The organism is Nonomuraea sp. NPDC047897, from assembly GCF_043204415.1.
Lineage (GTDB): Bacteria > Actinomycetota > Actinomycetes > Streptosporangiales > Streptosporangiaceae > Nonomuraea.
The window spans coordinates 171008-182891 of record NZ_JBIDCC010000001.1 but is presented as its reverse complement, the minus strand read 5'-3'; the positions used below and the strand labels follow the sequence as shown (position 1 = coordinate 182891).

Here is an 11884-nt window from a genome sequence, read left to right as displayed (position 1 = left end):
GCGGTGGAGGATCTTCACCCCGCGGACGAAATTCCCGTTCCCCGCCGTCCCGCGAGGCGGGCGAAGAGATAGCCGAGGGAGTTGGTGGACAGGTGGAGCATCGACGGCGCCAGCAGCCCGGCCCGGCGGCGCAGCTCGCAGAAGAGCACCCCCGCCACTCCGGTGGACAGCACGCTCCCCGCGACCACTCGGGCCGTGTCGAGGCGGCCCGGTGACTCGCCCGCCGTGAGAGCGCCGAGTGCGGGGTTGGCACGGGCCATGTCGATCGCGGGCAGGATGTGCCACAGCCCGAACAGCGCCGACGACACGGCCGTCGCCGTCGCCGTGCCGTGGGTACGGCGCAGCCCGCCGTACAGGGCGCCCCTGAAGCCGACCTCCTCGAGCAGGACCGTGCCGAACGGGACCTGCACGAGTGCCTCCTCCAGCACGCGCGCCCGCGACAGCGACAGCGCGCGCTCGTCGTGGAACAGCGGCCGGGTGCGCGGCAGCGCGACGCCGACGGTGTAGGCGGCGACGACCCCGGTGGCCAGCGCCGCCCCGACCAGTGCGCCGCGCCGCGGCTGCTCGAAGCCGAGCTCCCGCCAGGACGCTCCCGACCGGCGCGCCATCGCCACCAGCGCTGCGGTGGCGGCGGCGGAGGTCAGCGGGCCGAGACGGGGGGCGACCTTGTTGTTGAGGACGTTGGCCGCGGCCAGCACGGCGATCGAGGGAAGCAGCACCCTTGCAGGCTATGTCGCCCCGCGCCCGCCCATCGCGGCTGGGAAGCGGCTGCGGCGGCGCTCCTGCGGGGTCAGGCCGCCCCAGATGCCCTCCGCCTCGCCCGCGCGTAAGGCGTAGGACCGGCATTCCTGCAGCACCCGGCACCCGGCACAGATCTCCTTGGCGCGGGCCTCCTGGGCCGGGGAGGGGGCGAGGGGGAAGAAGAGCTCTGGGTCGCTGGATCTGCAGGCTCCCCCGCGCAGCCAGCCGGTCTCCTCCAAGGGCATGAGGCCACGCTATGCCGCGTTCATGATCACTCGCATCATCCTGGGGGTTGACCCTCGGGTACATCGCCGGCGGGACGCGGCGGGCCCGCGGTCAGCAGGCGCTCACCCCACGGTTGTAGCCGGTGGCGAACGCCCGCTGACGCTGCTCGGCCGTGCCGTGGGCGGCGGGGTTGAGCCAGTCGTCCGTGGGGTCGCCGGCGGCTTCGAGGTTGAGCAGCAGCTCCTCCTCGTCGCCCGGTTCGGCGCGCAGGGAGCCCGCCCGGACGAGGGCCGACAGCGTGCCTCCCGCGTAGCAGTCGGCCTGCAGCTCCGCCTGGACGTTCAGCTCGAACTGGGAGTCGAGCTGCGCCTGGACGGCGTGGCCCAGCTCGTGCAGCACGATCAGGTAGACCGACCCGTCGCCCATCTCGCCCCAGAGGCGCTCCATCCAGTCGCGGTCGAAGGCGACGAAGTGGCCGGCGGGGCAGTAGAAGGCGTTGTTGGGCACGGCGGGCTCCCCGGCGCAGCGCGGGCCGGACCGCCCGGAGTAGGGCACGAAGTCGATGATCGGCCGGTAGGTCCGGCCGGACTCGCTGAACTGTTGCTTCCAGAACATCTCGCCCAGCTCCCGCGCGCCCCGGACGTCGTCCTCGAACGTGTCGGCGCCGCGGGTGTCCCTGGACGGCGCGCCCGTGAGCCCGCACCCGGCGAGGAGCAGCGCCAGGAGGAGGACGAGAGCGCGGGTCACCCGGTCAGACTTCCCACGTGTGCACGGGTTCATTCGTGTGCATGCGCTCGATGTACTCCAGCGTCATCAGGCGCAGTGCCTCGTGCCGGTCGCCGCCGAGGGCGCGTACCTTCTCCACCTGCCAGGTCGCGCCGGTACGGCCGGAAAGGCAGCGACCTTCGATGACCCGGAGCAGCCGGTCGGCGACGGCGGTGGCCACGCCGCGCACCGCGAGCCCCTCGTACGCCATGGGAAGCAGGCGGCGCAGGATCAGTTCGGCGGCGGGCACCTCGCCGAGGCCCGGCCAGTACAGCCGCGCGTCCAGGCCGTGCCGGGCGGCGGTGGTGAGGTTCTCCTCGGCCGCGGCGAACGACATCTGGCTCCAGATGGGCCGTTCGCCGAACGGCAGCACGCGCATCAGCCCGTAGTAGAAGGCGGCGTTGGCCGCGATGTCCAGCACGGTCGGGCCGGCCGGCAGGACCCGGTTCTCCACGCGCAGGTGCGGGACGCCGTCCACCACCGCGTAGACCGGCCGGTTCCAGCGGTAGATCGTGCCGTTGTGCAGGGTGAGCTCGTCCAGTTCGGGGGTGCGGCCCGCGGCCAGTTCGGCCTCGGGGTCCGCCTCCTCGCAGAGGGGCAGCAGGGCGGGGAAGTACCGGACGTTCTCCTCGAACAGGTCGAAGACACTGGTGATCCATCGCTCGCCGAACCAGACGCGCGGGCGCACACCCTGGGTCTTCAGCTCGGCCGGCCGGGTGTCCGTGGCCTGTTCGAACAGCGCGATCCTGGTCTCGCGGTGCAACTCCTTGCCGAACAGGTACGGCGAGTTGGCCGCGGCCGCCACCTGCACCCCGGCGATGGCCTGGGCGGCGTTCCAGTGGGCGGCGAACGCCTCGGGACTGACCTGCAGGTGGAGCTGGACGCTGGTGCAGGCCGCCTCGGGGGCGATGCTGGCAGCGTGGGTGTCGAGCCGTTCGACGCCCTCGACGCACAGGTGCAGGTCCTCGCCGCGGGCGGCGAAGATCTGCTCGTTGAGCAGCCGGTAGCGGGGGTTGGCCGACAGCGTGCCCTCGTTGACGTCCCGTTCGCGCAGCGTGGGCAGGATGCCGATCAGGGCGAGGTGGCCGCCGCGGGAGCGGGCGCGTTCCTCGGCGTGGTTGAGCCGGGCCCGCACGTCGTTCTCCAGCCGGAGCGCGCCGTCGCCGCCGAGGTCCTGCGGCTCGATGTTGATTTCGATGTTGAACTGGCCGAGTTCGGTCGCCCAGTCGGGCCGTTGGATGGCGTCGAGGACGTCCGCGTTGCACATGGCCGGCTCGCCGGCCGCGTCCACGAGATTGAGCTCGATCTCCAGGCCGGCCAGGGGACGCTCGTCGGCGAAGCGGGACTCGGCGAGCATCTGGGCGAAGACGTCAAGACATCGACGCACCTTTTCCCGATATTTCCGGCGATCGTCCCGGTTGAAAACAACGACCGGCACATCTTTGCCCATATCGGAAATGTCGCACGTAACTGGTTGTCATGCCAGCCCACTCCGGGCAACGTTCGCTCACTTCTCGTCAAGCGGCCCGTCCCCGGCGAGCCGGGCCATGGCCGCGGGCGAGGCGAGCCGGGTCGGGGCAGGGCCGCTGCCCAGGCGAGCCGGGCGGGGACGCCGGTGACGGCTGTCAGACCACTGGCGACGGCTGTCAGACCAGGCGGCGGGCGGTGGCCCAGCGGGAGAGCTCGTGCCGGTTGGAGAGCTGGAGCTTGCGCAGCACCGACGACACGTGCGTCTCCACCGTCTTGACCGAGATGAACAGCTCCTTGGCGATCTCCTTGTAGGCGTACCCGCGGGCGATCAGCCGCAGCACCTCCCGCTCGCGCTGCGTCAGCGAGTCGAGCTCCGGGTCGATCGAGGGCGCCTCGGAGGAGGCGAACGCGTCCAGCACGAACCCGGCCAGCCGCGGCGAGAACACCGCGTCGCCCTCGGCCACCCTGCGGATCGCGTCGGTCAGCTCCTTGCCGCTGATGTTCTTGGTCACGTAGCCGCGGGCGCCACCCCGGATGACGCCGATCACGTCCTCGGCCGCGTCCGAGACCGACAGGGCGAGGAAGCGCACCTGCGAGCCGGAGCCGAGCACCCGGCGCAGCACCTCCTGACCGCCGCCGCCGGGCATGTGCACGTCGAGCAGCACCACGTCGGGCTGCAGCTCGGCGATCGCCCGCACCGCGGTCTCGACGTCCTCGGCCTCGCCCACCACCTGGATCGAGTCGCCCAGCTCTGCCCGCACACCTGACCGGAACAACCGATGATCGTCGACGATCAGCACCCGGGTCACGTTCATTCCTTCGCCACCTTCATGGTCAACATCACTTCCGTGCCCTCGCCCGGCTCGGTGCGCACCCTGGCCGTGCCGCCGTGGCGTTCCATCCGGCCGACGATGGACTCCCTGATCCCCATCCTGTCAACCGGCACCGCGTCGAGGTCGAAGCCCTTGCCCCGATCCTTCACGAAAATCGTGACCTCTTCACCTTCGACTTCGGCGTACACGGAGATGGCGGGGCTCCCGGAGTACTTCGCCGCGTTGACCATGGCCTGCCGGGAGGCCGCCAGCATGGCCGCGAGCTTGCCCGCCGGGTCGAGCTCGACGTCGCCCACGCACACCACCTCGATGGCCACGCCATGGGCGTCCTCCTCCTCGGCGGCGATCCGGCGGACGGCGGCGGCGAGCGTGGCGTCGGCGTCCTGGGCGGGCTGGTAGAGCCAGTTGCGCAGATCGCGCTCCTGCGCGCGGGCCAGACGGCTGACCTCGCGGGGGTCGTGCGCGACGCGCTGGATGAGGGTGAGCGTGTGGAGCACGGAGTCGTGGATCATCGCGGCGACCTCGGCGCGTTCCTCCTGCCGGATGCGCTCACGCCGTTCGAGCTGGAGCTCCTTCCACAGGCCCGCGAGCCAGGGGGCGGCGATGACGGCGAGTCCGCCGACCACGACCGCGGTGAACAGCAGCCCCTGGCCGGCCTCGGCGAGCCGTCCCTCGATGACCAGGAAGCCCGCTGCCCCGCCGACGACGAGGGCCACCCCGAGGAAGGTGCGCGCCCGGTTCTTCCGGATGCTCGTGGTGGCGCCGCTCACCCAGCCCTTGCGCCGCTCGGGATCGGCCTGCTGCCACAGGATGAGCGCGCCGATGCCGCCGACCGCGAACGGCAGCACGCCGATGCCGCCCTTGGACGCGCCGGTCAGCCAGCCGAACGCGAGCAGCGCCACGCCGATCGCGCTGAACGCCGCGAGCTGGCTCCAGTCGCGGACGGGGGGCCGGCCCTCGTACGGCTCGCGGGGCGAGATCATCCAGAGCACCGCGTAGGCGACCACGCCGACCCCGTCGACCACGCTCAGCAGCACGAACATCAGCCTGATCACCACGGGATCGAGCTTGAGCTGTGCGGCCAGCCCCTGCGCCACGCCGCCGAGGAGGCGGCCCTCCATGGGCCGCATCAACCGGCGGTAGGGCGCGTCGCCACCGGGTTCGGCAAGTGTCTTCTGGTCAGCCATAACATCGCCATCGTCACACGCACGGGACGAAAACGGCATCCGGAACAACCCCCGGGTCAGGTCAGGGGTTCCCCGGATGCAGGGGGCGGCGGGCAGGGGCCACGATGGTTCCATGACGCAAGCACCGCCCAAGGAAGCCGGCGCGCCGCCCCGTGCGCTGCGGCGCAGCCGCGAGGGACGTCTCCTCCTGGGCATCTGCGCCGGGCTGGGACGGCACACGGGCATCGACCCGGTGGTGTTCCGGGTCGCCTTCGCGGTGCTGCTGTTCGGCTCCGGCATCGGCTTGTTCCTGTACATCGCGGCGTTCCTGCTGATGAAGGAGCCGAGCGGGCGGCCCGGGTACATCGAGACCTGGACCCAGCGCGACTTCGACGCCGAGACGGTGCTGGCGCTGCTCACGGCGGTGCTGGGGTTCGGGCTGGCGATCAACCTCACGACGGTGTGGCTCGACACGGGGACGCTGGTGGTGGGAGTGCTGCTCGCCGTCTCGCTGCTCGCGGCCCACTCCAGCGGGGTGGACCTGGTGTCCCTGGTCCGGTCGATGCCCGAGCGGCTCAACCGCCGGGCGGCGCCGCCGCCGGCCTTCCCGCCGGCCTTCCCGACGGCCTTCCCGACGGTCGCCACGCCGGCCGAGCGGGCGGCGACCGGACTCGGCACGCCCGCGGGGGAGGCGGACCGGCCGCCGGCTCCCGTGCCCGGAAAGCGCCACCAGGACGCCGCGGAGGGGCCGGCCGCGCGCCCCACCGAGGAAATGCGCCTTCCGCCGGCGACCGGGGAGCCTCCCTCGGCCCCGGCCGAGCCCGAGGTGCGCGAGCCCGGCGCCTCTCAGGAGAACGCCGTGTACGGCCAGCCGTTCGCCCCGCGCGGCCCGTTCCAGCCGAGCGGCCCGCAGCGGCGGCACGACGCCTTCCGGACGGCGGGGCTCACCCAGGAGGGCGGGCTCCCCCAGGGTGGGCTGCCCGAGGAGGGCGGCTACCAGCCGCTGGACCCGCGCAGGCGGGCCGGCTGGTCCCCCTACGACCCCGCCCTGTACGGCCGGCCGGCGCCGCGCCGCCGGCGGCCCAGATCGTTCATCGGCCTCATCACCGTGTTGCTGGCCATCGTCATTGGAGGCATCGTCGTGGCGGTCCAAGCCGGATCGGGCACGGGAGTCAATCCCACGGTCGTGGGGGGCGCCGTGCTGGTCACCGTAGGGGCGGGCCTGCTGGTCGCCGCCTGGTGGGGGCGCGGGGCGGGCCTGGTGGCCGCGGGTACCGCCGTGGCGTTGCTGATCGCGCTGGCGATGGCCGTCGGCGGGATGCCGCGGGAGGTCGGCAACACCGTCTGGGTCCCCCTCACCGCGAACGCGGCCGCGAGCCGGTCGTACGATCTCGGGCTGGGCAGCGGGCGGCTGGACCTGTCGGAGATCGAGCTGGCGCCGGGCGCCGATCTGACGGTGCGCGCCTCGGTGCGGGTCGGCGAGCTGCTGGTGATCGTGCCGCCCGAGGCCCGGGTGGAGGTGCACGCCGTGAACCGGGTCGGCGACATCAAGCTCGACCAGTCGCTGCGCGGCGGCGTGGACGTGAAGTGGGACAAGGTGCTGGAGCCGGAGGTCCGGCCGCGGGGGGAGCCTCCGACGATCGCGCTGCATCTGCGCGGCGGCATGGGCGACGTGGAGGTGCGGCGTGCCGCGTGAGGACGACGGCACGCCGGGGTCGGACCTGGACAGGCCGCGGCGGGCGCACCGGACCGACTGGATGGCGCTGCTGAGCGGATTGCTGTTCGTGGTGCTGGGCATTCTCATACTGACCCGCTCGATCACGGATCCGCTGGTCCTGTCGGGCCTGGTGGTGATGGGGCTGGGGTTCGCGGGGCTGGTGGCGGTGGTCGCCAGGGTCGTCAGAGGTAAGTAACCCTTGACCGGGAAAAACACCGGCGTACCTTGGCATTTATCCACTTATTCCCCCCTGTTCTGAGGGAGGACGTATGCCCCGCATCGCCATAACCGTCGACGGGATCGGATACGAGGAGGACGTCGAGCCGCGGCTCCTGCTCGTTCACCTGCTACGAGAGAGACTGGGCAAGACCGGGACGCCGGTGGGCTGCGACACCACCAACTGCGGCGCCTGCACGGTGATGCTCGACGGCAAGAGCGTCAAGAGCTGCTCGGTGCTGGCCGTCCAGGCCGACGGCTGCGACGTCGTCACGATCGAGGGTCTGGGCGCGAACGGCTCCCTGCACCCGATGCAGCGGGCCTTCCACGAGGAGCACGCGCTGCAGTGCGGCTACTGCACGCCCGGCATGGTGCTGGCCGCGATCGACCTGTTGAGGAACGATCCCGACCCGTCGGAGGAGACCATCCGCCAGGGTCTGGAGGGCAACCTGTGCCGGTGCACGGGCTACTGCAACATCGTCAGCGCGGTGCGCCGGGGCGCCCAGGAGATGGGGCAGGCGGTGCGGACGCCATGACCGAGCTGGACCCCGGCCTGGTCGGCGAGCAGATCGCCGAGAGCGGGCAGATCTCCGAGCCGGACGGCGCCCGGGAGATCGGCCGGGCCAGGCGGCGCAAGGAGGACCGGCGGCTGCTGACCGGGCACACCAGGTGGACCGACAACCTCCAGCAGCCGGGCATGCTGCACGTGATGTTCGTGCGCAGCCCGATGGCGCACGCCCGGATCACCCGGGTGGACGTGTCGGCGGCGCGCGACCTGCCGGGCGTGGTGGCCGCCTTCAGCGGCCGGGACTTCGCCGACGAGCAGGGCAGCCTGCCGTGCGCGTGGCCGGTGAGCGAGGACATCGTGATCCCCGACCACCCGCCGATGGCCGTGTCGCAGGTGCGCTACGTCGGCGAGGCGGTCGCCTGCGTCATCGCCACCGACCGCTACCGGGCGGCCGACGCGCTGGAGGCGGTCGAGGTCGACTACGAGCCGCTGCCCGCCGTCATGGACATGAACGAGGCACTCGCACCGGACAGCCCGAAGGTGCACGAGGCCGGCAACCAGGCGTTCAGCGTCACGATCACCTCGGGGGACGTCGAGGCGGCGCTGCGGGACGCACCCGTGGTCATCGACCGCACGTACGTCCAGCAGCGGCTGATCCCGAGCGCGATGGAGCCCCGCGCGGTGCTGGCGAGCACGGACGGCGACACGTTCACGCTCTGGTCGTCCACCCAGATCCCGCACGTGCTGCGGGTCATGCTGGCCGTGACGACCGGCATCCCGGAGCACCGGCTCAGGGTGATCGCGCCCGACGTGGGCGGCGGGTTCGGCTCGAAACTGCAGGTCACGGCCGAGGAGGTGCTGTGCCTGCTGCTCACCCGCCGGCTCGGCGTGCCGGTCAAGTGGACCGAGTCGCGCTCGGAGGGCAACCTGACCGTGCACCACGGCCGTGACCAGATCCAGCACCTGACGCTCGCGGCCGAGGCCGACGGGCGCGTCCGGGGGCTGCGGGTCGAGCTGCTGGCGGACATGGGCGCCTACCTGATGCTGGTCACGCCGGGCATCCCGATGCTGGGCGCGTCGATGTTCAACGGCATCTACAAGATGGACGCCTACGAGTTCCGCTGCACGGGCGTCTTCACCACCAAGATGCCGACCGACGCCTACCGGGGCGCCGGCCGGCCCGAGGCGACGTTCGCGATCGAGCGGGTCATGGACGAGCTGGCCGCCGAGCTGGGGATCGACCCGGTCGAGGTGCGGCGGCGCAACTGGATCGGGCACGAGGAGTTCCCGTACACGACCGTGTCGGGCCTGACCTACGACTCGGGCAACTACGAGGCGGCCACGGACCGGGCGCTGGCCCTGTTCGGCTACGACAAGCTGCGGGCCGAGCAGGCCGACCGGCGTGACCGGCGCGACCCCGTCCAGCTCGGCATCGGCGTCAGCACCTACACCGAGATGTGCGGGCTGGCCCCGTCGCGGATGCTCGGCATGGCCAACTACGGCGCCGGCGGCTGGGAGCACGGCTCGGTGCGCATGCTGCCGACGGGCAAGGTCGAGGTGGTCACCGGCACCTCGCCGCACGGCCAGGGGCACGTGACGGCCTGGAGCCAGATCGTGGCCGACTCGCTCGGCGTGCCGTTCGACGACGTGACGGTGCTGCACGGCGACACCGCCGTGGCGCACAAGGGCATGGACACCTACGGCTCGCGCTCGCTCGTGGTCGGCGGCATCGCGGTGCTGCAGGCGTGCGAGAAGGTCAAGGACAAGGCCCGCAGGCTGGCCGCGCACCTGCTGGAGTGCTCGCCGGACGACCTGGAGTTCGACGGCGGCGCGTTCAAGGTGCGCGGCACCGGGTCGGCCAGGACGATCCAGGAGCTGGCGTTCGCCGCGTTCACGGCACACGACCTGCCCGAGGGCGTGGAGGCGCGGCTCGACTCCGATGCCACGTTCGACCCGGACAACTACTCCTTCCCGCACGGCACCCACCTGTGCGCGGTGGAGGTGGACACCGAGACGGGCCAGGTCCGGTTCCGCTCGTACGTGGCGGTGGACGACGTCGGCAAGGTGGTCAACCCGCTGATCGTGCGGGGGCAGGTGCACGGCGGCATCGCGCAGGGCATCGCCCAGGCGCTGTTCGAGGAGGCCGTCTACGACGCCGACGGCAACCTGCTGACCACGACGATGGCCGACTACCTGCTGCCGTCGGCGGCCGACCTGCCCGACTTCGTCACAGACCGCACCGAGACGCCGGCCACGGGCAACCCGCTGGGCGTCAAGGGCGTCGGCGAGGCGGGCACGATCGCCTCCACGCCCGCCGTGGTCAACGCCGTCGTGGACGCGCTGCGCCCGTACGGGATCCACGACATCCGCATGCCCTGCACGCCCGAGCGGATCTGGCGCGCGCTGGAAGGAGCCCGGTCATGATCCCTGCCCAGTTCGGCTACGTGCGCGCCGGATCGGTCGAGGAGGCCTGCCAGGCCCTCGCCGCGGACGAGGACGCCAAGGTGCTGGCGGGCGGGCAGTCGCTGCTGCCCCTGCTGCGGCTGCGGCTGGCCTACCCGTCGACGCTGGTGGACATCGGCCGGCTGCCGGAGCTCTCAGGTGTGCACGACCGCGACGACCACGTCTACATCGGCGCGATGACCACGCACGACGAGGTGGTGCGCTCCCCCGTGGTCAACGGCGCCTGCCCGCTGGTGGCGCTGGCCGCCGCCACCGTGGCCGATCCGGCGGTGCGGCACCGGGGCACGTTCGGCGGCTCGCTGGCCCACGGCGATCCGGCCGGTGACCTGCCGGCCGTGGCGCTGGCGCTGGACGCCGTGCTCGTGGCCAGGTCGGCGCGCGGCGAGCGGGAGATTCCGGCGGCGGAGTTCTTCGCCGACTACCTGGAGACGGCGCTGGAGCCGGACGAGGTCCTCGCCGGGGTGCGGATCCCGAAGCTCGGCCCGGGCTGGGGCTACCACTACGAGAAGTTCCGCCGTACGGCGCAGGCCTGGGCGGTGGTCGGGGTGGCCGCGGCCGTCAGGCGCTCCGACGGCGGCATCGAGGAGGCCAGGATCGGGCTGACCAACATGGGGGCGACGCCCGTGCGGGCCCGCGCCGCGGAGGCCGCCCTGCGCGGGGCGGAGGCCGGTGACGGGGTGCGGGCGGCCTGCGAGGAGGCCGCGGCGGACACCGCGCCGCCGGCCGACCTGCACGCCCAGCCGGACTACCGGCGGCATCTGGCCAGGGTGCTGACGCACCGGGCGGTGCGCACCGCCGCGGGCTGGAGCTGAGGCGCGGGGCGGGGCGCCGCCGAGCGGGGGCGCCCCGCCCGTCCAGGTTCGAGGGAACGGCGGAGAAGGAGCGGATCAATGGCGATGCGGTTCGAGCACGAGTTCACTGTCCCGGTCCCGGTGGAGCAGGCGTGGGCGGTGCTGCTCGACGTCGAGCGGGTCGCGCCGTGCCTGCCGGGGGCCTCGCTCGACACTGTCGAGGGTGAGCGGTTCACCGGCCGGATGAAGGTCAAGGTGGGCCCGATCACGGTGGCCTACCGGGGTACGGCCGAGTTCGAGGACGTGGACAAGGACGGTCACACGCTCACGCTCAGGGCGTCCGGCAAGGAGGACCGGGGTGCCGGGACGGCCTCCGCCACGGTGCGGGCCAGGCTCGCCCCGGCGGGCGGCACAGCGGGCGGCACAGCGGATGGCACTGCGGATGGCACTGCGGGCGGCGCGACGGCCGTCGCCGTGGAGACGTCGTTCAACGTGACCGGCCGGCCGGCGCAGTTCGGGCGCGGCGTCATGGCGGAGGTCGGCGGCAAGCTGATCGACCGGTTCGCGGCGAACCTGTCCGACCTGCTGTCCGAGCAGCCGGCCGGCGACACCGCGCACGGCGGGCACGGCCCCGCGGAGCGCGTTCCGTCCGGGCCCGCGGCCGTGGAGGACGTCCAGGCGGAGCGGGTGCTCGTGGAGGACGTCCAGGCGGAGCGGGTGCTCGTGGAGGACGTCCAGGCGGAGCGGGGCGAGGACCTGCGGCCGGCGGGCACGGTGCGCACCTCGCGCACACCGGACGAGGAGGCGCTCGACCTCCTGGACATCGCCGGCGCGCCGGTGCTGAAGCGGCTGGCGCCCGTCGCGGCGGCCGTCGTGGCGATCCTGCTCCTCGGCTGGCTGATCAGGCGACGAATGCGTTAAATCCGGCAAAAACCCCTCCAAGCCGGACACTATGTCGCGACCTGCGGGAATGCCCCTGGCACGTGTCC

General features: G+C 72.6%; 12 protein-coding genes. 6 read left to right on the top strand and 6 right to left on the bottom strand.

Translation table 11 applies throughout. From position 1 onward, the window contains the following. Positions 1–14: 14 nt before the first annotated feature. From ACGF0J_RS00860 to ACGF0J_RS00835, 6 genes are all read right to left on the bottom strand, one after another. Positions 15–719, bottom strand: coding sequence for a CPBP family intramembrane glutamic endopeptidase (locus ACGF0J_RS00860; RefSeq protein WP_393140932.1), 705 nt, complete (start codon positions 717–719; stop codon positions 15–17). A gap of 9 nt (positions 720–728) precedes the next feature. Next, the gene (locus ACGF0J_RS00855; protein ID WP_393140930.1) at positions 729–986 is read right to left on the bottom strand and encodes a WhiB family transcriptional regulator; all 258 of its coding nucleotides are present in this window, start codon (positions 984–986) and stop codon (positions 729–731) included. Between the two features lie 91 nt (positions 987–1077). Further along, positions 1078–1713 (bottom strand): neutral zinc metallopeptidase, encoded by a 636-nt coding sequence (locus tag ACGF0J_RS00850; RefSeq protein WP_393140928.1) that lies wholly within the window; start codon positions 1711–1713, stop codon positions 1078–1080. A gap of 4 nt (positions 1714–1717) precedes the next feature. After that, entirely contained in the window at positions 1718–3118 is a 1401-nt protein-coding gene (locus tag ACGF0J_RS00845) for a glutamate--cysteine ligase (RefSeq protein WP_393140926.1), read from the bottom strand. A 259-nt stretch (positions 3119–3377) separates the two neighbouring features. Next, positions 3378–4016 (bottom strand): response regulator, encoded by a 639-nt coding sequence (locus ACGF0J_RS00840; protein WP_393140924.1) that lies wholly within the window; start codon positions 4014–4016, stop codon positions 3378–3380. After that, on the bottom strand, positions 4013–5221 hold the full coding sequence (locus tag ACGF0J_RS00835) for a PspC domain-containing protein (RefSeq protein WP_393140922.1): 1209 nt from the start codon (positions 5219–5221) through the stop codon (positions 4013–4015). The genes ACGF0J_RS00840 and ACGF0J_RS00835 overlap by 4 nt, the downstream gene beginning before the upstream one ends. A gap of 112 nt (positions 5222–5333) precedes the next feature. Here ACGF0J_RS00835 and ACGF0J_RS00830 point away from each other — a divergent pair, with 112 nt between their 5' ends. The 6 genes from ACGF0J_RS00830 to ACGF0J_RS00805 all read left to right on the top strand — a co-directional run bounded on the left by ACGF0J_RS00830 (position 5334) and on the right by ACGF0J_RS00805 (position 11816). Continuing rightward, positions 5334–6896, top strand: a complete 1563-nt coding sequence (locus ACGF0J_RS00830; protein ID WP_393140920.1) for a PspC domain-containing protein — start codon at positions 5334–5336, stop codon at positions 6894–6896. After that, on the top strand, positions 6886–7113 hold the full coding sequence (locus tag ACGF0J_RS00825) for a hypothetical protein (RefSeq protein ID WP_393140918.1): 228 nt from the start codon (positions 6886–6888) through the stop codon (positions 7111–7113). Before ACGF0J_RS00830 ends, ACGF0J_RS00825 begins: the two co-directional genes overlap by 11 nt. A gap of 73 nt (positions 7114–7186) precedes the next feature. Beyond that, complete coding sequence (locus tag ACGF0J_RS00820; protein WP_393140916.1) at positions 7187–7669, top strand: (2Fe-2S)-binding protein; 483 nt, start codon at positions 7187–7189, stop codon at positions 7667–7669. Further along, complete coding sequence (locus ACGF0J_RS00815) at positions 7666–10065, top strand: xanthine dehydrogenase family protein molybdopterin-binding subunit (protein WP_393140914.1); 2400 nt, start codon at positions 7666–7668, stop codon at positions 10063–10065. The genes ACGF0J_RS00820 and ACGF0J_RS00815 overlap by 4 nt, the downstream gene beginning before the upstream one ends. Further along, positions 10062–10916 (top strand): FAD binding domain-containing protein, encoded by an 855-nt coding sequence (locus ACGF0J_RS00810; protein WP_393140912.1) that lies wholly within the window; start codon positions 10062–10064, stop codon positions 10914–10916. The genes ACGF0J_RS00815 and ACGF0J_RS00810 overlap by 4 nt, the downstream gene beginning before the upstream one ends. 78 nt (positions 10917–10994) lie before the next feature. Further along, positions 10995–11816, top strand: a complete 822-nt coding sequence (locus ACGF0J_RS00805; RefSeq protein WP_393140910.1) for an SRPBCC family protein — start codon at positions 10995–10997, stop codon at positions 11814–11816. Positions 11817–11884 lie beyond the last annotated feature (68 nt).